The organism is Amycolatopsis heterodermiae, from assembly GCF_034929455.1.
Classification (GTDB): Bacteria; Actinomycetota; Actinomycetes; order Mycobacteriales; family Pseudonocardiaceae; genus Amycolatopsis; species Amycolatopsis heterodermiae.
Genome location: NZ_JAYFSI010000002.1, coordinates 268,724 through 290,047, shown reverse-complemented (window position 1 = coordinate 290,047; position 21,324 = coordinate 268,724). Strand labels below are relative to the sequence as shown.

Below are 21,324 nucleotides of genomic sequence, written 5' to 3'. Positions count from 1 at the left end.
CCGATGACCGATGACGCCGCGATCGCGATCACCGGGATGGCCTGCCGCCTGCCCGGCGCGAACACGCCGGAGCGCTTCTGGCACAACCTGTGCCACGGGGTGGAGGGCATCAGCCGCTTCACGGTCGGCCAGCTCGTCGCGGCGGGCCTCGACCCGGATCTGGTGCGCAGGCCGGACTACGTGCCCGCGCGGGGTGTCATCGAACGTGGCGAGTGCTTCGACCACGAGCTGTTCGGCTACAGCCCGGCCGAGGCGGCCGGGTTCGACCCGCAGCACCGGGTGTTCCTGGAGACGTCGGCGGCCGCACTGGACGCCGCGGCCATCGATCCGCACCGCTTTCCCGGCTGGATCGGTGTTTTCGCGGGCAGCAGCACGGTCAACCCCGACCTGCCGGCGGCGGACTCCGACGAGGTCACCCGGTTGCTCGGCTACGAGAAGGACTTCCTCGCCACCAAGGTCGCGTACAAGCTCGGCCTGCGCGGTCCGGCGCTCACCGTGCAGACGGCGTGCTCGACGGCGCTGGTCGCGATCCACTACGCGGCGCAGAGCCTGCTGAGCTACGAGTGCGACGCCGCCGTCGCGGGCGGCGCGTCGCTGTGGATGCCGCAGGTCGTCGGCCACCTGTACCAGCCGGGCAGCATCAACTCGGTGGACGGCCACTGCCGCGCGTTCGACGCGGACGCCACCGGGACGGTCGGCGGCAACGGTGTGGCTGCGGTGGTCGTGCGCAGGCTGGCGGACGCGCTCGCCGAGGGCGACCCGATCGTCGCGGTCCTGCGTGGTTCGGCGGTGAACAACGACGGCGCCGAGAAGGTCGGCTACATCGCGCCGTCCGTGACCGGCCAGCGTGCGGTCATCCGGCTCGCGCTCGCGCGGGCCGGCGTCGATCCCGGTGACGTCGGCTACGTCGAGGCGCACGGCACCGGGACCCGGGTCGGGGACCCCATCGAGGTCGCGGCCCTCACGCAGGCGTTCCGGGAGGGGACCGAGCGCGTCGGGTACTGCCGGCTCGGCTCGGTGAAGGGCAACATCGGCCACACGGGACCCGCGGCGGGGGCCGCCGGCGTCATCAAGGCCGCGTTGATGCTGCGGCACCGCGAGTTCGTGCCCACCCTGCACTACCGGCGGCCCAACCCGGAGCTGGAACTGGAGAGCAGCCCGTTCGTGGTGGCCGACCGGCACGAGCCGTGGCGGGGAGACGGCCCGTTGCTGGCCGGGGTGAGCTCGTTCGGCATGGGCGGCACGAACGTGCACGCCGTGCTGGAGTCGGCCCCCGACCGGACCCGCCCGGTCTCCCCGCGCCGGCCCCGGGTGTTCTGCCTGTCCGCGCACGCGCCGGCGGCCCTGCGGCGGATGCGCGACGAGCTCGCGGACCACGTCGAATCCACAGTGGACAGCGTCGACACCGCCGACGTCGCCCGGACGCTGGCCGACGGACGGCGCCGGTTCGCCTTCCGCGGCGCCGTGGTGGCCGCCGATCCGGCCGGGCTCGCGGCGGCCCTGCGGACGGCGAAACCCGCGGTCACCGCGGCGGCCGACGTCGGGGTCGCCTTCCTGTTCCCCGGCCAGGGCGCGCTGCGCTCGGGTTTCGGCCGCTCCGCGCACGAGCTGCTGCCGGTGTTCCGGGCGACCTTCGACGAACTGGCGACGGCCGCGCGCGAACGGTTCGGCGTCGAACTGGGCGCGGCGCTCGATCCGGCCACGGATCCCGCCTGGCTGCGCGACACCGTGCACCAGCAGCTCGGCCTGTTCGCCATCGGCTACGCGTTCGCCCGGCAGTTCATGGCCTTCGGCGTGACACCGTCCACAATGCTCGGTCACAGCATCGGCGAGTACGTCGCGGCCACGGTCGCCGGGCTGTGGAGTCCACTCGACGCGCTCTCCGTCATCCACGAGCGCGGCCGGGCCATGCGGGACACGCCGGCCGGCGGGATGGCCGTGGTGGCCGTGCCCGCCGGGAAAGTGCGGGAACTGCTCGTCTCGCGCCCCGACCTCACCCTCGCCGTCGCCGGGTCGCACCACTCGGTGCTCGCCGGACCGGCCGGCGCGATCGAGGCGTTGCGCGCGGACGGGCTCACCGAACGGTTGCTGGACACCGATCGCGCCTTCCACAGCCCGCTGGTCCGCCCGGCGGCCGAGGCGCTCGGCACCGTGGTCGCGGCCACGCCCTCGGCACGGCCGGCGTTGCCGTTCCTGTCGAACCTCACCGGCGGGCCCGCGGACGCGAACCGCGTGACGCAGGCGTCCTACTGGGTCGATCACCTCGTGAGCACCGTGCAACTGGCCGCGAACACGGACACGCTCCTCGCGGGAGGGTCCCAGGTGTTCGTCGAACTCGGTCCCGGCCGGTCGATGACCCGATCGCTCACCGGGCACCCGCACTGGCGGCCGGAGTTCCGGGCGATCACCGTCGACGGGACCAAGGACGAGGGCGAGGAGCACGCCCTGCTCACCGCGCTCGCGGGCCTGTGGGAGCACGGGTTCGACATCGACATCGACGTGCCGGCCGGTGAACCGTCCGGGCAGCGCTGCACCCTGCCGACCTACCCGTTCGAGCCGACCGACTGCTCGACGGCGGTCCGGCCACGGCTCGTCGAGAAGGTGAGCGGCACCGGCCGGCCGGAGGGTCCGCTTCCGGAGCGGCTGGCCGACATCTGGTGTTCGGTGCTCGGGGTGCCCGGAGTGTCCGATGAGGACGACTTCTACCGGCTGGGCGGCGAGTCCATCACGTCGATCACCCTGCTCGGCCGGATCCGGGACCAGCTGGACATCGCCGTACCGCTCACCAGTTTCAGCGAGCGGCCCGTCTTCGGCCGGCTGGTCGAGCTGGCGCGGCAGGCGCGACCCGAGACACCCGCCAACCTGCTCACCCTGCGCGCGACCGGCGAACGGCCGCCGCTGTTCCTCGCGGCGCCGGCCGCGGGCAGTTCGCTGGTGTACCGGAGGCTGGTCGAACTGCTCGATCCGGACCAGCCTTGTTACGGGCTGGAAAGCCCCGGCCTGCACGACGGGGCCACGCCCCTGCGCCGGTTCGAGGACATCGCCGCCCACCACGTCGAGCTGATCCGCCGCGTCCGGCCGGAGGGGCCGTACCTGCTCGGTGGCTGGTCGGTCGGGGCGATGGTGGCCCACGAGATGACCAGGCAGCTCATCGAGGCCGGCGAGACCGTGACCGGGCTGGTCGCCATCGACGCCTGCGTGTTCGGCACCGCGGGCCGGGCCCTGGGCAGGCAGCCCGGCTTCCTGGTACGGACTCTGGGGTCGATGGTGGGCAACCGGCTGCACGGCCCGCCCGGGGTCGGCGACCTGGCCCGGGACGCGCCGGGCGTCGACTTCGCCCGTGTCTTCAACGCGAACCTCGCGGCGATGCTGCGTTATCGGCCGCGACCGGTGCCGTGCGACATCGTGGTGTTCAAGACCGTCCGGCGGGCCGGTGAGGCCGAAGCGCTACGGGCCCGGGTCGCCCCGCTCTACCGCGGCACTACCACGGTCGTGGCGTCGCCCGGCGACCACTGGTCGATCCTCGGCGAGCACGTCGGATGGCTCGCCGGCCGGATCAACGGAATGCTCGGCTCGCCGCTGTCCCTGCCCCTGGCCGGTTGAAGCCGGCCCCTTCGCCCCCACCGAAAACGAGGTCACCGTGCCGGAACCGGACCACACCGGTATCGCCAACGCGATCGTCGACGCCAACCGCTACCTGACCCTCGGCACCGCCGACCAGGACGGTACGCCGTGGCTCACCCCGCTCTACTACACGCCCGACGGGTACGCCGACTTCTACTGGATCTCCTCCCCCGACGCGGCGCACTCCCGCAACATCGGCCGGCGGGCCGAGGTGAGCATCGTCGTCTTCGACTCGCAGGCGGCCATCGGGACCGCGCAGGCGGTGTACGCGCGCGCCACCGCCGAGCAGGTACCGGACGCGGACCTGCCGGACGCGGTGCGCGTCGCCTTCAGCCCGCGGTTTCCCGGCGTCCGCTCGATGACGCCGGACCAGCTCACGGCCCCGGCTTCGTTCCGGCTCTACCGCGCGAGGATCACCCGGCGCTGGATCCTCGAGCCCGAAAAGGGATCGGGCGACCGCAGGGTCGAAGTGCCTGTCTCGTAACGAAAGGCGTGCTGATGTCGGTACGGCTCGGGGCACTGGTGCTGCCCGAATCGGCCGGGCCGCGGGCGGCCGCCCGGTGGCGCCAGGTCGAACAGCTCGGGTTCGACCACGCCTGGACGCTGGATCACCTGTCCTGGCGGACGTTGCGGGGTGCCCCGTGGTTCGACGCCATGACCACGCTCACCACCGCGGCGGCCGCGACCAGCACCCTGCGGCTGGGCACGCTGGTCGCTTCGCCCAACTTCCGGCACCCGGTGCTCACCGCCGCCCAGGCCATGGCGCTGGACCACGCCAGCGGCGGCCGGTTCGTGCTCGGTGTCGGCGCCGGTGCGGCCGGCCCGGACGACAACGCGCTGGGTGGCGAGCCCCTGTCCCCCGCACGCCGGGCCGAGCGGTTCGCCGAGTTCGTCACCGTCGCCGACCGGGTCCTGAGGGAACGGCCCTGCACCGTCACCGGCCCGTGGTACTCGGCGGTCGACGTACTCCTCGCACCCGGTTGCGTCCAGCGGCCGAGGACGCCGTTCGCGGTGGCGGCCGCGGGTCCGAAGGGCATGCGGGTCGCCGTCGAGTTCGCCGACACCTGGGTGACGATCGGCGCCACCGGCACCCCGGGCGGGCTGCCCGAGCCGGAGGCGTTCGACCGGCTGCGCCGGCAGCTCGACCGGCTGGACGGCCTGTGCGCCGAGGCCGGCCGGGCCCCGGACGGCCTGGCCAGGCTGGTCAACCTGAGCCGGGTGGCCGAGGACCCGTACTCCTCGGCGCAGCGGCTGGTGGACCTGGTCGGCCGCTGCGCCGAGCTGGGGTTCACCGACGTCGTGCTGGCGTGGCCACGCGCCGACGGCGTGTTCCGGGGCGATCAGGACGCCTTCGAACGGGCCGTCGGCGCCGTGCGCGAGCACTTCGTCACGCCAGCGTGAGGCCGTGCTCGCGCATCCAGACGTCGACCTCGACGAACGGGATCAGCAGGTGCGCCGTGCTGGCGTGGGTCATGGTCGGCCCCTGGTCCGCCAGGTCGGCGACCCGCTGCCGGTCCAGGGCCGGCGCCAGCGGTGACGACGGGTCGGCCAGCAGCGTCCGCACCTTGTCGTGCACCATCCGGTCGTAGGCCGGGCTGTGCATGGCCGGGTACGCGCTCTTGGGCCGGTTGAGGACCTCGTCCGGGACCAGGTCGGCGGCGGCCATCCGCAGCAGGGTCTTCTCCTTGCCGTCGGCGGTCTTCATGTCCCAGGGCACGTTCCACACGTACTCCAGCAGCCGGTGGTCGCAGAACGGGACCCGCACCTCGAGGCCGACGGCCATGCTCATCCGGTCCTTGCGGTCGAGCAGCACGGCCAGCGGGCCGTGCAGGCTGAAGTACAGCACCTCCCGCATGCGGGCGTTCAGCTTGTCCTCTCCGGGCAGCCGGGGAACCTGCCCGCGCAGCGTGGCGTAGCGGTCGGCCTCCAGCTCGGCGGGGCGCAGGGCCCGGCGCAGGTCCGGGTTCAGGCAGTCGGCCAGCCGCGGAGCGTCACCCAGCCACGGGAACGTGTCGCGCCAGACCGTGGCCGGGTCGTGGAACCACGGGTACCCGCCGAACACCTCGTCGGCGGCCTCACCGGACAGCGCGACGGTCGAGCGTTCCCGCAGGGCGGCGAACATCAGGTACATCGACGTGTCGAACTGGCCGAGGCTCGGCAGGTCCCGCGCGTCGCGGGTGGCGGCCACCACGTCGGCGACGTCCGCCGCGTCCAGCGTCACCTCGACGTGCTCGGTACCCAGGTGCTTGGCGGCCAGCGCGGCGTACGGCGCGTCGCGTTCCGGGCGCAGCGCGGTCGGCCGGAAGTCGTGCTCCTCGCCGGTGAACTGGACGGAGTACGTCAGCAGCGGGCCGTCCTCGGCCATCGCGAGCTCACGCGCGGCCAAGGCGGCCATCACGGTGGAGTCCAGGCCGCCGGACAGCAACGCGGCGCGCGGCACGTCCGCGACCAGCTGGCGGCGCACCGTGTCGGTGAGCAGCTCCCGGACCGTGGCGACGGTCTCGCTCAGGCTCTGCGTGTGCTCCCGGCTGACGAGCCGCCAGTACGGGTACTCGTGGCAGCCGCACCGGTCCACCCGGACCACGTGCCCCGGCTTGACCTCCCGCATGCCGCGCAGCGGCGTCTCGCCGGGCATGGCCAGTCTCGGGTTGAGCAGGATCGGCAGCGCGTCGGCGTCGAGCGCCGGGGTGAAGTGCGGGTTCGCCATCAGCCCCTTGGGTTCCGACGCGAACAGCACGCCGTGCGCGAGCGGGGCGTAGTAGAGCGGCTTGATCCCGAGCCGGTCCCGGGCCAGCACCAGCTCCTCGCGCACCGAGTCCCAGATGCCGAACGCGAACATCCCGTTGAGCCGGTCCACGCAGCCCGCACCCCACTGCAGGTAGGACCGCAACAGCACCTCGGTGTCCGACCTGCTCGTGAACCGGTGGCCGAGCTGCGTCAGTTCGGCACGCAGTTCCCGGAAGTTGTAGATCTCCCCGGAGTACGTCAGCACCACGGGCAGGCGGTCCGGGCCGGCCTCGGCCGCCATCGGCTGCGCGCCACCGTCGACGTCGACGACGGCCAGCCGGCGGTGACCGAGCGCGGCGTGCGTGCCGACCCAGGTGCCCCGCGCGTCCGGGCCCCGGTTGCGCATGGTGTCGGTCATCCGGTCGATCACCGGCCGTTGGGTGCGCAGGTCCCGGTCGAAGTCAAGCCACCCGACGAAGCCGCACATCAAGCTCTCCTCACGCCGCGAGCAGCCCGCGGAGGTGACCGCGCAGCCGCTGGGTGTACTCGTGCAGGTTCAGATCCACCCGAGCGGACACCAGATCATCCACATCGGACAGTACGCAGTGGACGAAGACCGGCGACGCGCAGACGCGCATCTGTTCGCGCAGGACCTCGCCGAGCGCGGCCACGTCCGTGACCCGCCGGACATCTCGGTAACCGCAAGCGAGGGCCAGTGCGGCGAAGTCGGCACCGGCGGGCGCCACGGCCTGCCCTCCGGTCGACGCGTACCTGCCGTCGTCGAGCACGACGTGCACCAATGGCAGCTCGCGCATCGAGCCCGCGGTCAGCAGGCCGACGGGGTTCATCAGCAGGCTGCCGTCGCCGTCGACGACGACCGTCGGCCGCTTCGTCTGCTGGCCGATGCCGATGGCGATCGACGACGCGAGCCCCATCGAGCCGGTCATGTAGAAGTGGTTCGGGCGGTCGGCGATGCCCCTGGCGATGCGGCAGGCGTACCCGGTGGTGAAGACGATCGGCTCGGTCCTGACCGCGTCGAGCACGGCGCTGACGGCTGCGGTCTTGTTCACGGCCGCCACCCGAAGGCCGTCGGGGGCACCAGCAGGGCGGCCGTGCGCCGCTGCTCGGCGACGACCTTGTGCGCCCAGGGCACCAGGTCCTCGGGGTCCCCGTCCAGGACCCGCGACTCGACACCGAGGCCGTCCAGCAACGGCACCGTCAGCTGGCCCATCACCAGGTTCTCCTCGGTGGGGTCGGGATCGACGCCACGCAGGCTGACGACGAGCAGCATGGCCAGCCGGTAGGGCGTGACGAGGGAGGCGATCGCGTTGACCGACTGCGCGAGCCCGGAGTTCTGCATCAGCACCACGGGGAACCGCCCGGCCAGGTCCGCACCCGCCGCGATGCCGACCGCGTTGTCCTCCCTCGCGACCGTCATCAGCTCCGTCCGCGCGGAGATCGCGTCCTGGAGCCTGGCGAGGATTCCGCACGGGGTGCTCAGGAACGGCCCGAACCCGGCCGCCAGGAGTTCGTCGGCCAGTACTTCGGCCAACGCTGGCCCTTCGGTACGCATAGCTGTCTCCTTCTCAGCGGCGGGTCGGCGTCCGCTGCGCGCCGACGAGGAACTCGTCAAGGTCGATCACTCGGGTGGCGTGCACGCCCGGCCCCTCGGCCACGATGTCGGTGCGTTCGGGGCGCGCCGCGTCGCGGAAGAAGGTGGCGACGAGCCGGCCGGAACCGTCCACCGCGATCATCGGCGTGGCCACCAGGAAGTCCCGCACCCGCGGGGTGTCCGCGTCGACGCGCACGTACACCCGGCGGTCCCGGTGATGGTCGCTGGGCAACGCCGTGATCGGGTGGAACCGCGACTTGAACTGGTAGACCCCCCGGCCGGGGAAGGGATCGGCGCCCGCGAAGTCGATGCGCGTGACGCCGTGGGCCGCGGCCCATTCCATCGTCAGGTAGTAGACGGCCTTCACCGCGCCACTGCGGTAGTGCGTCTCGTCGCCGTCCAGCACGCCGAGGAGGCGCATCCGCAGGGTCCGCCCGTGGTCGTCGAGCCGGCACAGCACGCCGGTGACCCGCTTCCCGCCCTCGGTGACGAACAGGAGGAAACCCTTGCGGAGCAGGCAGTGCAGCGCGATGTCCCGGTCGGTGCTCCGGGTCTGCTCGCGGTGCCGGAGCGCCATGGCCGGCAGGTGCATCCGCTCGTGGAAGAAGTCGAAATCGGCCTCGTCGCGCGAGATCTCGGCGGTCCACTCGTGCTTGCGGCGCGCTGCGGCGAACTCGCGTCGTTGCCTGCGTGACACCCGCCGGTACATCGCGTCGATGTCGTCGCCGACGTCGAGCAGCAGGTTGACCCGGAAGGGCAGCACGAGGGATCGCTGCGACGGCAGCCGCCGGGCCCGCCGGGCCGAACAGCCCACGAGGAGCAGGTCCGCTCCCGGCTCGGCGACGCCGTCACGGATCGCCCGCCAGCCGGTGCGTCGCACCGGCTCCGCCACCAGCCCACCCTGTTCCCCCGGATAGGGCACGATGTACTTGAGACCTTCGGGAAACCCCTGGTAGCGCAGGGACAACCCGCCGTCCTCGGCGGCGAGACGCTGGTCGACCATGGCCCGTCCGGGCAGGCTGGACGACTTCTGGTGCAGGCTCGCCCATGCTCCGCCGCCCGCCGTCCAGTGGTACCGGGCCCTCGCCGGGACGATCACGCCGCCCGCCGTGGCGCTCGCAAGCCGGCCGTGGCCAGGATCGCCGGCCGCAGATCGGCCGCTCCGCCGACCGGGTGCAGTGACCGGTCCGGAATCGGCGTGTAGTCCGAGGTGTCGTAGGAACCGGAAGCGTGCACGACGATCTCGTCGGCGTCCACCAGTCCACGGTCGATGCCGTTGAGCACGCCGGTCAGCACCATCACCAGCGACCACTCACGCACCGAGCGGGGATCCGCGGGCAGCGTGATCCCGGCGTCCCCGAGCAGCACCCTGATGCGGCCGTAGGCGGCGAGGCACTCGTGCAGCGACACGACGATGCCGCCGCCGCCCTGGGCCTCGATGATCCGGTTCATCGCGGGCGACGTCGCGGGCTTGCGGGTGTAGAAGGTGGTTTCCAGGTTTTCCGCCGGGTCGAACGTGGTCGCGGGGTAGCGGGGCTGCGCGTCCTGGTGGTGCAGGCCGGTCGCCGGGTCGAGACGGTACTCGGGCGCGGAGATGCCGTGCAGGCTCTGCACCATGTCCGGGGTGTCCAGGTGCTGCACCAGGAAGTAGCCCGACCGCGGCGGGTCGGGCAGCAGCGTCGTGCCGAAGTGGTGGCCCAGCAGGCCGAACGCACTCGACACGGAGTGGGCGTGCAGCCGCGTCCGGCCGGGTGCCGGCGGCAGGTCGGCCTGCTCGACGAACGCGCGCACGGCGTCGGCGCAGCGGTAGTTGGCCAGGTCGAGGGTGTGCCAGAGGCGGGCGCCCGTGCTCTCGTAGAGCTCGGCGGAGTACAGCTCGAGGGCCTGCAGCGCCACGGTCTTCACGTGGTCGGGGTGGCCGGGAGGCAGCACGCACATGGGATTGAGGGCCGCGAGGGCGGGATCGTCGGTCAGCTCGGACGACCACAGCTTCGGCCGCGCCGCGTCGGGCACCAGCGTCACGATCCGCAGCGTCTCCGGCCCGGCGAGACCGGCCCGGTAGGCACGCAGCACGGCGTCGCGCAGGGCTGTCGCCTTGTTCGCCGACGACGGCGTGAGGATCACGACCGGTTCACCCGTGCGATCGATGTGGCGGACCGCGCGCGCCACGATCACCGTGGACGCCAGCGTCTTCCCCGTCCGCGTACCGGGATTGCCCATCAGGTCGAAGAGCACGAGATCCTTGCCACCCACCCGGCCGAGCCGGTGGAAGGGCAGGTCCACGACCGAGAAGAAGTCGCGCAGCCGCGCCGACGGCTCGGGCAGCGCGAACTCCGGCTGGAAGCCAACGGAAGGCAGGCGGTTCTCCCCGGCCACCACGAGCGCCCGGCGCAGGTCGTCCCCGTGGCGTGCCAGGACATCGGAAGGCCCTGTTGTCACGTGGAAACGGTGGGACATGCTGTGCTCCTTGCGGGATGTGAACAGAAAGTCCTGGGACCACCTGCCAGGAACACGCACGCACACCGTTGCGCGTCATGGTCTGTTCCCGCCAACCATCATCCACAGCACAAGCGGATCACTCCTCTTCCCGAATGCGACCGTCAATTCGCGCCGTGAAGATTCCATGTCGGTGGCAATACGGAAGAAGAAACCGGGAAACAAGGGTCCACAGAAGTGCAGGTCTCTCGCCGCAGCCTGCACAAACGCGGCAAACGGCTGTGCGCACACTCGGTGACACCGGCTTCAGCACGGACGAGGTGTACCCGGCACGCCATCCAGCTGTAGCTGCCGGAACCGGCGCGGTTGTCGTTCGCGGTGCCCGGTGACGGTGCACGGCTAGGGAGCGCCCAGCCAGGTCCGGTCGCGGGTAACCTCGGCCAGCAGCTCGGGGATCGGCGCGACCCCGAGGCCCGGTCCGGCCGGCACCGGCAGGCACCCGTCGTCGAGCACGAACGGCTCGGTGATGTCGGTCCGGTAGAACCGGCCGGACGCGGACGTGTCGCCGGGCAGGGTGAAGCCGGGCAAGGACGCGAGTGCGACGTTGGCGGCGCGGCCGATACCGGACTCGAGCATGCCGCCGCACCACACCGGGATTCCGTGCGCGACGCACACGTCGTGCACCCGCCGCGCTTCCAGGTAACCGCCGACGCGGCTCGGCTTGATGTTCACGATCCGGCACGCGCCCAGCCGGATCGCGTCGGCCGCCGAGCGCGCCGACACCACCGACTCGTCCAGGCAGATCGGGGTGCGCAGGTGCCGGGCCAGCTCGGCGTGGCCGAGGACGTCCTCCTCGTCCAGCGGCTGTTCGATCAGCAGCAGCTCGAAGGGATCGAGCCGTTGCAGCTGCGGCACGTCCGAGAGCGTGTACGCGGTGTTGGCGTCGACCTGGAGCAGGATGTCCCCGAAGCGCTCGCGGACCGCGCGCACCGGCTCGACGTCCCAGCCGGGCTCGATCTTCAGCTTGATCCGCCGGTACCCGTCCGCGAGGTAACCGCCGACCTCGTCGAGCAGCTGCGGGAGGGAGTCCGCGATCCCGACGGAAACCCCGCACGGCACCACGTCCTTCGTCGAGCCCAAAGCGGTGGCGAACGACGTCTCGTGCGCCCGCAGCTCGGCGTCCAGGACGGCCATCTCCAGCGCGCTCTTGGCCATCCGGTGCCCCTTGACCCCCGCCAGCAGCGGCCCGACCTTGTTCGCGGTGAGCTCGCCCGCCGCCAGGAGCGCCGGGACCAGGTACGTCCGCAGCACGTGCTCGGCACCGTCGACGTACTCCGGGGAGTACACCGGCGCGGCCATCGCGCCGCACTCGCCCCAGCCCTCGGCGGCCGGCGTCACCACCCGCACCAGCACCAGGTCCCGCACGTCCTGCGAGCCGAACGACGTCCGGAACGGCGCCACCAAAGGCATCCGCACGCGCAGCAGCTCCACCCCGGCGAGCTTCACGATCGCTCCCTCGAAACCACGTAGTGGCCGGCCCGGTCGAACCCGACGACCCGGGCGCCGTCCGCCATCAGGCCGTGCAGCACCTCGCGCAGCGCGATCCGCCAGGCCCGGCCCAGCCCGGGGTCGTTCGCCCGCACCGCCTCGATGTCCGCCGGCACCGCGACCAGCACGACCGCGGCGTCGGCCGGGCCACGCGCCGGACGCCCGTCCGCGTCGATGGACAAGGCGGGCGCGCCGGCCGTGCCGTCCACCCGCGGCGGAAGCCCGCGCACCGCCGCGTCGACCGGCGGGCTGGCGAGGTCCCAGCCGACCATCAGCCGGTCCGTGTCACCGGAGCCGTTGATGGCGTCGCCCATCGGGCCGTAGAAGTTGGTCAGGTAGGACGCGGGGCGGGCGGCGAGCTTGGTCAGGTTGAAGTGGGCGTTGCGGCGCACCAGCGGGTCGAACGTCCAGGAGACCCGGGTGACGCCGCGGCGCAGCGCCCACGCGCGCTGGTGCAGCTTGAGGGCGAACCCGACGCCCCGGCCGTGCCCGGCGCGGGCGACCCCGGCGATGTGGCTGTGCAGGCCGCCCTCGGCCGGGTCGCCGAAGAACGCGAGGCAGCCGCCGAGCAGCCGGTCGCCGTCGAACGCCCCGGCCACGTGGTTCCCGGCGGTGACCATGGCCTTCAGCAGCTCGACGGTCACCAGCGGGCTCCCGGGCGCGGTCCGCCAGATCGCCTGGAAGAGCTCGCACACGACGGCCAGGTCGGCCACGTCGGCCAGCTCGCGGACCACCACCCCGGCCGCGGCGGCGGCCTCGCCGGCCACCAGCTCCGGCGCGTTCGCCGTGGTTCCGGTCATCGGACCTTCCTCTCCGCCGTCATCGCGGTTCACCGCGCAGTGCCCGCCCGGGCAGCGCGTCCGGGCGCAGCTCGCCGTCCGCGACCACGGGGACCCCGGCGACGAACAGGTGCCGCACGCCGGCCGACGGCCGGGTGGGATCGGGGTAGGTGGCCGAGTCGGTGATCGTGGCGGGGTCGAGGACCACCAGGTCGGCGTCCGCACCGGCGTCGAGCCGTCCCTTGCGCCGCGCCGCCGGAGCGACGTCGCCGAGCACCCGCGCGGGCAGGTGGGAACAGCGGCGGAACGCCTCCAGCCACGTCCAGGCGCCGGTCTCGCGCACCATCAGCCGCAGCGCGCGGGCGAACGTGCCCGCGGTGCGGGGGTGGGTCGACCCGCCGGGCGGCAGCGGCCACCGCGTGCTCTCCCGCGTGCCGTCGGGCCAGGTCACCGGCATGGCGTCACTGGCAACGACGGCGTCCGGGAAGGCCAGCGACGCGTGCAGCAGCGCCCGGTCGGCGGCGACCCGCTCGTCGAGGAACTCCAGCACGCACGCCGCACCCGGGTCGGCGCGCCGCAGATCGCGCAGGCGGGCCTCGTCCGCGACGCGTTCACCGGATTCGAGCATCACGACGCTGCTCGGGCCGAGTCCCTTCATCCGCAGCCGGTCCGGGTCGATGAACGCGGCCCCGACCGCCGTGCTGCCCGCGCCGTACGGGTACGCCTCCACGGTCACCCGCGACCCTTCCCGCCGCGACCGGTCCAGCGTGGCCAGCACCCGCTCGAGGTGGCGCCCGGACGTGCTGTTGACGTGGCAGTGGTGCATGGCCGCTCCCGTTTCGGCCGCGGCCAGCGTGATCTCAACCGACCCGTCGACCGGGGTGGCCGGATCGACCTCGGCCAGCTCGCGCACGTGCGTGTAGACCGGCACGCCGGCGTGCGCGGCGAGCCGGGCGACGGCGAGGAACTCCGCCGGCGCCGAGTACGGCGCGTACCCCATCAGCACGCCGATGCCCAGCGCCCCGTCGGCCAGCTCACCGTCCAAAAGGGACAGCCAGGCGGCGAGCTCCGGTGGTGACGAGGACCGCTGCCACCGCGGGTCGCCCAGCACCGCCATGGTGGTCTGGACGCACGCGTCCGGCTCGGTCCCGGTGAGCACCCGGGCCCGGGCCGCGCCCCACGAAGCGGAAAAGCCGTAGTTCACCGGCCGCCCGGCCGCGGCCGCCTCGGCGTGGGCCCGCGCCAGCGGCATCAGCCCGGCCTCCAGCTCGAGGGCCGTGGTGACCCCGTCCATCGCCTGCAGCCGCAGCCCGGCGATCGACTGCGCGTGGCTGTGCAGGTCCACGAACCCCGGCCCGACCACCAGGCCGGTGACGTCGACAACCGTGGTCCCCGGCGCCGGCGTCAGCCCCGGGCCGACCGCGGTGATCTCGTCGCCGGTCACCAGGACGTCGGCGACACCGTCGAAACCGCCGGCCGGGTCGATCACGCGGCCGCCGCGCAGGAGGGTCCGCACGCCGCTCACCCGCGGCCGGACCCGGCGCCGGCCGCGATCGCCCGCAGCGCGGCGAACCACAGATCCGCCAGCTCGCCGACCTCGGCCTCGGTCAGGTGCCCGCCGGCGAACGTCCAGTTCGCCACGAGCTGCGGGCCGTCGGCCGTGTCGTAGGTGATCGCGTTCAGGTCGAGCACGTGGAACAGCGGCATGTCGGCCTGGCCACCGCCGAGGAAACCACCCCCTTCGCCGGGCCCCGGCCGCGGGGTCCACGGGCTGTGGCCGGTGGTGGAGGACACCCGGCCGAGGTAGTTGAACCCGATGTCCGGCCGGACCGCGGTTCCCAGCTGCGCGCGGGTCCGCACGTTGAGGTGCCGCAGCAGCCCGAACCCGAGGCCGCCGGGGACCGCGCGCACCTGCTCCTTGATCCGCTCGACGCCGTTGCGCGTCTCGGCTCCGCCGGCGAGCAGGTCGTCCCACGCCACCACCCCGGGGTCGAGGCGGACCGGGTACATGCTGGTGAACCAGCCGAGCGTGCGGGACAGGTCGACCCCGGGCGCGACGGACTCGTCCCGCCCGTGCCCTTCGACGTCGACCACGACGGGGCCGTCCGGCCGGCCGCGCAGGTGGGCCCACCGCGCCGCCGCGAAGCCGAACGCGGCCAGCAGGATGTCCTGGATCCCGGCGCCGAACGCCGACGGCACCGTCCCCAGCAGCGGCACCGTCCGGTCCACCTGCAGCCGCCGCGACACCTTGACGGCGGTGGCGTAGACGTCCTTCCCCGGGTCGAGACCGGCGCACACCAGCGGTTCGGCCGGGGCCAGGATCCCTTGCCACACCGGCAGTTCCGCCGTCCGCGCCGGGGCGTGGGCCGCCGCGGCCAGCAGCATCGACCAGCGCCGGAACGAGGTCCCGGTGGCCGCCAGCCCGATCGGCTTCCCGGCGCTGATGGCGGCCCAGCCCGCCGCGAGGTCCTGCAGCAGGATCCGCCACGACACCCCGTCGACCGCCACGTGGTGGATCACCACCAGCAGCGTCCCGGCCCGGTCCGGCCCGTGGTCGAACCAGACGAGCTGCAGCAGCGAGTCCGCCGCGAACCCGAGCCGGTCACCGGCCGCTTCGTACTCGGTCACGACCGTGGTCCGGAGCCGCTCGCCGGACAGCTCGCGGCAGTCGACGCGCTTGAGGAACCGCTGCACGGGAACGGCTCCGGCCGGCCGCACGGTCAGCGACAACCCGTCCTCGCCGGCGGCCACCCGCAGGCGGAGCACGTCGTGGTGGTCGACCACCGCCTGCAGCAGCCGGGTCACCCCGCCGGTGTCCAGGCCGGCCGGGGTGGCGATCAGCATGGCCTGGAAGAACCGGTCGACCAGCCCGCCGTGGGCGCGGAACGCCTCGATGATCGGGGTGACGGCGACCGCCCCCACGCCGACGTCGTCGAGCGGGTCCGGCGACGCCCCGCCCTGCCGGGCGACCGGCGCCAGCGCCGCCGGGGTCTCGTGCTCGTAGACGTCCTTCGGCTTGAGCAGCACACCCGCCGCCCGGGCCCGCCGGACCAGCCGGATCGTCGACCCGTCGTCGCCGCCCAGGTCGTAGAAGCTGTCGTCGGTCCCGACGTCGCCGAGCCCGAGGACCTGGCCGTACAGCTCCGCGAGGGCCTGCGGGGTCACCGGCAGGACGTCCTCGATGTTCCAGTGGTTTTCGTCGGTCATGCCAGCCTCAGCGCGCTCGGTCGAATCGATCGGGATCGGCGAAGTCCAGGGCGACCGCCGGCGGCCGGCCGAGGACGGTGTCCGCGAGCACCTCCCCCAGGCCGGGTGCGTGCTTGAACGCGTGCCCGCTGTCCCCGCCGCCGACGACCAGCCGCGGGTCCCCGTGCGGCCGGCCGACGAGGAACTGGCGATCGGGGGTCAGCGTGTACATGCACACGGTCGTCTCGGCGGGCTCGATCGCCAGTCCCGGCGCCGCCCAGCGGGCGACGGCTTCGATCCGCTTCCAGTCCTGCTCCGCGATCCTCCGGTCGCAGTCACCGGCCGACGTTTCCCGGAACACCGCGGCGTCGTCGTCGTACTCGAGGGCGAACTTGACGAGTCCGCCGGCCACCGCACCGTGGCCGTACACGATGCCCCCACCGCCCAGGTCACGGAGGAAGACGGGAAACTCCGTGACGCCGAACCGGCCGGACCCGGCCGCGGGCCGGAACCACGTCATCGGCGTCCGCACCACCGTCAGCGGCAAGTCCGGAAGGAGCTGCGGCAACCACGGGCCGGCCGTCACGACGACCTGCCGGGCGCGGATCGTCGTGGTGCCCGCCGTGACGATCGCACCCCCGTCGACCAGCTCGATCCCGGTGACCGGGGCGCCGGTCCGCACTTCGGCGCCGGCCCGCTCGGCCGCGCCGGCGGCGGCGCGGACGGCGTCCTCCGCGCGGAGCAGGCCGGCGGTGGGATCGAGGACGGCGATGTGGTCGCCCGGCACGCCGTGGTGCTCCGGGAAGCGGTCGGCGACGGTCGGCGCGTCCAGCACTTCGACCGCCACGTCGTGGACCCGCGCGGCCTCCAGCGTGCCGGCGACCAGGTGGCAGCCGGGCGGTCCGATCAGCAGCCCGCCCGTTTCGTCCAGCAGCGGCTGGCCCGCACCTTCCTCGAGCTCCCGCCACAACCGGCGGGACAGCCGCGCCAGCGGGACGAGTCCCGGGTGTTCGAGGCAGGTCGTCCGGAACATCCGGGTCGAGCCGTGCGAGGACCCCCACGGGTGACCGATCGAGAACTGCTCCACGCCGACCACGTCGACACCGCGGGCGGCCAGCCGCCACAGCGTCGCGGCGCCGATGACCCCGAGCCCGACGACGACGACTTCGACGTCCCTGCTGTCGTCAGCCACCCTGACGACCGCCGATTCCCCAGCGGTGCGGCGGAACCGGCTCCAGCGTGATCCAGGTCGAGCGCCGGATCTCCTCCCCGTACACCGCGACCACGGCGTCGGTGAGGCGTTCGATCAAAGCCGGCTCGGTGTCCTCGTCGAGCCGGTGCTCGTAGATCTTGACGGTGATGTAGGGCATCGTCGCTCCCGGGCGGTTCAGGCGGTCTCGGCGAACTTCGGCATGACGTCCCGCACGAACAGGTCGAACGACCGCCGGGACTGCGCCTCCGGCATCGCACCGGGGTTGAACTGCAGGCTGACGCAGAGGTCCGGGCCGAACCACCGCTCGATGGCCGCCAGCTGGGCCGCCACCTCGGCGGGGGTACCGACGAGCACCTTGTTGTCCGCCAGGGCCTTGCCCAGGCTGTACTTCTTCACCTTGTCGGCGAAGGTCTCGTACCCCGGGTAGTCGGCGCTCCTGACCTCCGCCAGCGCGGCCACCTCCCGCGCCATCATCGTGATGTAGTTGCGCTCCCAGGTGTCCGCCACGGTCATCGCCGTTTCGCGGTCGTCCGCGACGTAGCAGGTGTACTTGATCTGCACCCGAGGCGCCGGTTCCGCATGCCCGGCCTCGGCCCACGCGTCGCGGTAGCGCCGCACCATCTCCTGCAGCCGTTCCCGCGACACGACCGACGGGACGACCTGCACGCCGTAACCGTCACGGCCGGCCGCGGCGCACGAGTCCGGTGTGGACGCCGAAGCGACGTAGATGCGCGGGTGCGGTGTCGTGTACGGGCGTGGCTGCAGGGTGACCGGGCCGAAGCTGTGGAACTTGCCGTCCCAGACCACGTCGGTCTCGCTCCACAGCCGGCGGCACGCCTCGACGCCTTCCTGGAACCGCGCCCGGCTTTCGTCCATCGAGAACCCGAACATCTCGAACTCGCGCGGCAGGAACCCGCGGCCGAACCCGACGTCCAGGCGGCCGTGGGACAGGTTGTCCAGCACGGCGAGCCGGGACGCGATCTTCACCGGGTGCTCGAACGCCGCGATCACCGCCCCGGTGATCAGGCGGATCCTGGTGGTGCGCATGGCCGCGGCGGTCAGGAAGAGCACCGGGTCCGGGCTGTAGCCGCCGTAGGGCGAGCAGTAGTGCTCGACCGTCTGGACGTGGGCGAAGCCGTTGGCCTCGGCGGCTTCGACGAGGCGAAGGCTTTCCTCGTAGTACTGGGCCGGCCCTTTGCTCGCCGGGTCGACGACGGGGAAGAAGTTGATTCCGAATTCCACGACAACCTCTCGAAAAAATGGTGGGAGCCGGGTCAGCGGGACGTCAGGGCGCCGGCTGTCTCGGCGAGGGCGGTGGCGAGCGCCTGCGTCATGTGCTCGACCTGCGCGTCGCTCAGTCCGGGGTAACAGGGCAGGTTGACCTGGGCGCCGAACCAGGACCGCTCGGCGACCGGGCACTCGCCCGGCCCGTGCCCGCGCCACCGCCACTCGGGCAGCAGGTGCAGCGGGAAGTAGCGGAGCTCGATCTGCACCCCCTGGCGGTCGAGCGAGCGGACCAGGCGTTCCCGGGCCTCCGCGCCGTCGGCCACCATGAACGTGTACAGGTGGCAGGCGTGTTCGGTGTCCACCGAAAGGCTCTGCGGCCGGGCCGCCGAGCTCAGGCCGATCACCTCGTCCAGGCTCGCCGCGATCATCCGGCGCCGCTTCACCAGCTCGTCGAGCCGGTCCAGCTGGACACTCCCGACCACCGCCGCGGGCTCCGACAGGGTCGCGTTCGTGCCGGCCCGCAGGATGCGGAGGTAGTCCGAGGTGTAGACGTCGTCGGCGTCCCGCATCCACGGCAGCAGCGAACCGCCGGGCAGGCTGTACTCCCAGCTCGGCCGGACCGAACCGTCGACCCGGTTGGACCGGATCTGGTTCAGCCGCTCGGCCCAGTCGTCCCGCGCGAAGGTGATCATGCCGCCTTCGCCGAGCGTCGTGATGTTCTTGAGCGAGTGAAAGCTGAAGCACCCGATGTCGGCCAGCGCGCCGGGGTGCTCGCCGTGGTAGCTCGCGCCCAGCGCGTGCGCGCAGTCCTCGAGCACCAGACTGCCGTGGTCGTGCGCGATCCGGACGATCTCCCGCATGTCGGCCGGCGCCCCGCCGTAGTGCACCACGATCACCGCGCGCGTCCGCTCGCTGATCATCGACCGCAGCGCTTCGGGGTCCATGTTCAGCGTGTCCGGGTCGACGTCGCAGAACCGGACGTTCACGTCGAGGTCGAGCAGCGGCTGGGCCATCGCGCGGTAGGTCTGCGGGGTGACGACGACCTCGTCGCCCCGGCTCAGGCCGAGCAGGTGGGTCGCCAGCTCGAGCGCAACCGTCCCGCTGGTCACCGAGAAGGCGTACCGCGAGCCGATCCGGTCGCGGAACCGCTGCTCGAACAGCTGCCGGTGGCGCCCCTGCGAAAGGATCTCGCCCGAGTCGATCAGCTCGGCGAGCGCGGCCAGTTCTTCGCCGCCGAGAATGCTTCCCCTGCGTGCCGCGGGCACGATGTAGCCCGGCATCGTCATCCCGCCTTCACCTGTTCGGAGAACCGCTCGCGCAGCGTCTTCTTGTCGATCTTCCGCGCCGGGGTCAGCGGCAGCGCGTCCATGATCTCCAGCTGCGCGGGGATCTTGTACTGCGCGACGCCGATTTCGGCGAAGATCGCGCGGACGTCGGACAGGTCCAGCCCGGTCCCGGGATGCAGGACCACGCAGGCGCAGATCCGTTCGCCGGTCCGCTCGTCCGGGACGGCGATCACCGCCGCGTGCTGCACCGCGGCCAGCAGGTACAGGTGGTTCTCCACCTCCTCCGCCGAGATCTTCTCGCCCGCCCGGTTGATGATGTCCCGCGACCGCCCTTCGACCATCAGGTTCCCCGACTCGTGCACCCGCACGATGTCGCCGGTACGGAACCAGCCGTCCGGCGTGAACGACTGCGCGTTCACCTCGCGGGCGTTGTGGTACCCCCGGATCGTGTACGGGCCGCGGGTCTCCAGCAGTCCCATTTCTCCCGGCGGCACGGGGTTCCCGTTCGTGTCGACCACCCGGATCTCGTCGGCCGGGCTCATCGGACGGCCCTGGGTCCCGTCCACCACCTCGTCGGGATCGTCGAGCCGGGTGTAGCAGAGCAGGCCCTCGGCCATCCCGTACACCTGCTGCAGCCGGCAGCCGAAGATCGGCTGCACCCGCTTGGCCAGCTCCGTCGCCAGGCGCGCCGAACCGATCTGCAGTGTTTCCAGGCTGCTCAGGTCGAACCGGCCGGGATCGGCGGCGAGCGTGTCCATCCAGTGCTTCGCCACCGACGGCGCCAGCGCCGTCACGGTGACGCGTTCCCGCTCGATCGCGGCGAAAGCGTTGGCCGGGCTCGGGGTGGGCACCAGGACCGCGGTCCCGCCCGCGACGAAGGTGCCGAGCAGCCCAGGACAGGCGAGCGAGAAGTTGTGCGACGCCGACATCGTGGCGAGGTACACGGTCTTGGCGGTGAACCCGCAGACCTCCGCGCTGCGCCGGGCGTTGTACTCGTAGTCGTCGTGGGTGCGCCCGATGAGCTTCGGCAAACCCGTGGTGCCACCGGAAAGCAGGAAGGTGACGACGTCGCGGCTGCCGACCGCGCTTTCGTCCAGCTGCTTCCGGCGCTCGTCGGCGTCCCCCTCCGGGGTGCACATCGCCGTCAGGTCGAGGCAGCCGTCCGGCCGGCTCCCCGCCGAGCCGTCCTCCTGGACGACGAGGAGCGTGCGCACCGCAGGCACCGCTTCGGCGACCCGGTGCGCCAGCTGCTCGTGCTCGTACCCGCGCCACGTCGACGGCGTGGCCAGCGCCGTCGCGCCGCCGTGGCGGGCGATGTGCACCAGCTCGTGGTCCCGGTGCGGCATCAGCGTCATGATCGGCACCACACCGGCCCGCGCACAGGCGAAGAACAGGACCACGAACTGCCAGCAGTTCGGCAGCTGCACGACGATCCGGTCGCCGGCCGCCAGCCCGGTCCCGAGCAGCTTCTCGGCGAGGGCGTCGGCCTGCACGGCCAGCTCGAGGTAGGTCAAGCTGACCGCGCCGTCGACCACGGCGGTGTCGTCACCGCGCTCGTCGGCCCACTCCCACAGCAACGTTCCCCACGTCTTCCCCCGCCAGTGCCCCGCGGCGGTGTACTCCGCCGCGAGCCGGTCCGGCCAGGCGGGCGTACCAGCGGTCGCCCGGTTCTCCTTGCTGTCCATG

General features: G+C 72.7%; 17 protein-coding genes. 3 read left to right on the top strand and 14 right to left on the bottom strand.

The window, feature by feature from the left end:
* The first annotated feature begins 3 nt into the window (after positions 1 to 3).
* Genes VA596_RS12110 through VA596_RS12100 form a run of 3 tightly spaced genes read left to right on the top strand, consistent with a single transcriptional unit; the run spans position 4 to position 5,025 of the window.
* Positions 4 to 3,603, top strand: coding sequence for a type I polyketide synthase (locus VA596_RS12110; protein WP_323326281.1), 3,600 nt, complete (start codon positions 4 to 6; stop codon positions 3,601 to 3,603).
* 37 nt (positions 3,604 to 3,640) lie between these two features.
* Positions 3,641 to 4,108: a pyridoxamine 5'-phosphate oxidase family protein gene (locus VA596_RS12105; protein ID WP_323326279.1), complete on the top strand. Its 468-nt coding sequence runs from the start codon at positions 3,641 to 3,643 to the stop codon at positions 4,106 to 4,108.
* A gap of 14 nt (positions 4,109 to 4,122) precedes the next feature.
* Entirely contained in the window at positions 4,123 to 5,025 is a 903-nt protein-coding gene (locus VA596_RS12100; RefSeq protein WP_323326277.1) for an LLM class flavin-dependent oxidoreductase, read from the top strand.
* Here the strand turns inward: VA596_RS12100 and asnB are convergent.
* The 14 genes from asnB to VA596_RS12030 all read right to left on the bottom strand — a co-directional run bounded on the left by asnB (position 5,012) and on the right by VA596_RS12030 (position 21,323).
* Entirely contained in the window at positions 5,012 to 6,838 is a 1,827-nt protein-coding gene (gene asnB / locus VA596_RS12095; protein WP_323326275.1) for an asparagine synthase (glutamine-hydrolyzing), read from the bottom strand. The two genes, VA596_RS12100 and asnB, sit on opposite strands and share 14 nt — an antisense overlap.
* 10 nt (positions 6,839 to 6,848) lie before the next feature.
* The gene (locus tag VA596_RS12090; RefSeq protein WP_323326273.1) at positions 6,849 to 7,421 is read right to left on the bottom strand and encodes a thiamine pyrophosphate-dependent enzyme; all 573 of its coding nucleotides are present in this window, start codon (positions 7,419 to 7,421) and stop codon (positions 6,849 to 6,851) included.
* Complete coding sequence (locus VA596_RS12085; RefSeq protein WP_323326271.1) at positions 7,418 to 7,924, bottom strand: hypothetical protein; 507 nt, start codon at positions 7,922 to 7,924, stop codon at positions 7,418 to 7,420. The genes VA596_RS12090 and VA596_RS12085 overlap by 4 nt, the downstream gene beginning before the upstream one ends.
* A 13-nt stretch (positions 7,925 to 7,937) precedes the next feature.
* Positions 7,938 to 9,062 carry a GNAT family N-acetyltransferase gene (locus tag VA596_RS12080; protein WP_323326269.1) on the bottom strand — a complete coding sequence of 375 codons (1,125 nt, stop codon included), beginning with the start codon at positions 9,060 to 9,062 and terminating at the stop codon, positions 7,938 to 7,940.
* Positions 9,059 to 10,420, bottom strand: a complete 1,362-nt coding sequence (locus VA596_RS12075; protein WP_323326267.1) for a DUF6002 family protein — start codon at positions 10,418 to 10,420, stop codon at positions 9,059 to 9,061. Before VA596_RS12075 ends, VA596_RS12080 begins: the two co-directional genes overlap by 4 nt.
* Positions 10,421 to 10,798: 378 nt before the next feature.
* On the bottom strand, positions 10,799 to 11,905 hold the full coding sequence (gene menC, locus VA596_RS12070) for an o-succinylbenzoate synthase (protein WP_323326265.1): 1,107 nt from the start codon (positions 11,903 to 11,905) through the stop codon (positions 10,799 to 10,801).
* Positions 11,902 to 12,747 (bottom strand): GNAT family N-acetyltransferase, encoded by an 846-nt coding sequence (locus tag VA596_RS12065; protein ID WP_323326263.1) that lies wholly within the window; start codon positions 12,745 to 12,747, stop codon positions 11,902 to 11,904. The genes menC and VA596_RS12065 overlap by 4 nt, the downstream gene beginning before the upstream one ends.
* A 19-nt stretch (positions 12,748 to 12,766) precedes the next feature.
* Positions 12,767 to 14,242 (bottom strand): amidohydrolase family protein, encoded by a 1,476-nt coding sequence (locus VA596_RS12060; protein WP_323326261.1) that lies wholly within the window; start codon positions 14,240 to 14,242, stop codon positions 12,767 to 12,769.
* 5 nt (positions 14,243 to 14,247) lie between these two features.
* On the bottom strand, positions 14,248 to 15,933 hold the full coding sequence (locus tag VA596_RS12055) for a condensation domain-containing protein (protein WP_323326259.1): 1,686 nt from the start codon (positions 15,931 to 15,933) through the stop codon (positions 14,248 to 14,250).
* A gap of 7 nt (positions 15,934 to 15,940) precedes the next feature.
* On the bottom strand, positions 15,941 to 17,104 hold the full coding sequence (gene solA / locus VA596_RS12050) for an N-methyl-L-tryptophan oxidase (protein ID WP_323326257.1): 1,164 nt from the start codon (positions 17,102 to 17,104) through the stop codon (positions 15,941 to 15,943).
* A complete protein-coding gene (locus VA596_RS12045) occupies positions 17,097 to 17,282 on the bottom strand; it encodes a tautomerase family protein (RefSeq protein ID WP_323326255.1) in 186 nt (61 codons plus the stop codon). The genes solA and VA596_RS12045 overlap by 8 nt, the downstream gene beginning before the upstream one ends.
* A 17-nt stretch (positions 17,283 to 17,299) precedes the next feature.
* A complete protein-coding gene (locus VA596_RS12040) occupies positions 17,300 to 18,367 on the bottom strand; it encodes an LLM class flavin-dependent oxidoreductase (RefSeq protein ID WP_323326254.1) in 1,068 nt (355 codons plus the stop codon).
* A 32-nt stretch (positions 18,368 to 18,399) separates the two neighbouring features.
* On the bottom strand, positions 18,400 to 19,638 hold the full coding sequence (locus tag VA596_RS12035; RefSeq protein WP_323326253.1) for a DegT/DnrJ/EryC1/StrS family aminotransferase: 1,239 nt from the start codon (positions 19,636 to 19,638) through the stop codon (positions 18,400 to 18,402).
* Entirely contained in the window at positions 19,635 to 21,323 is a 1,689-nt protein-coding gene (locus tag VA596_RS12030; RefSeq protein ID WP_323326251.1) for a (2,3-dihydroxybenzoyl)adenylate synthase, read from the bottom strand. Before VA596_RS12030 ends, VA596_RS12035 begins: the two co-directional genes overlap by 4 nt.
* Position 21,324: the final 1 nt, after the last annotated feature.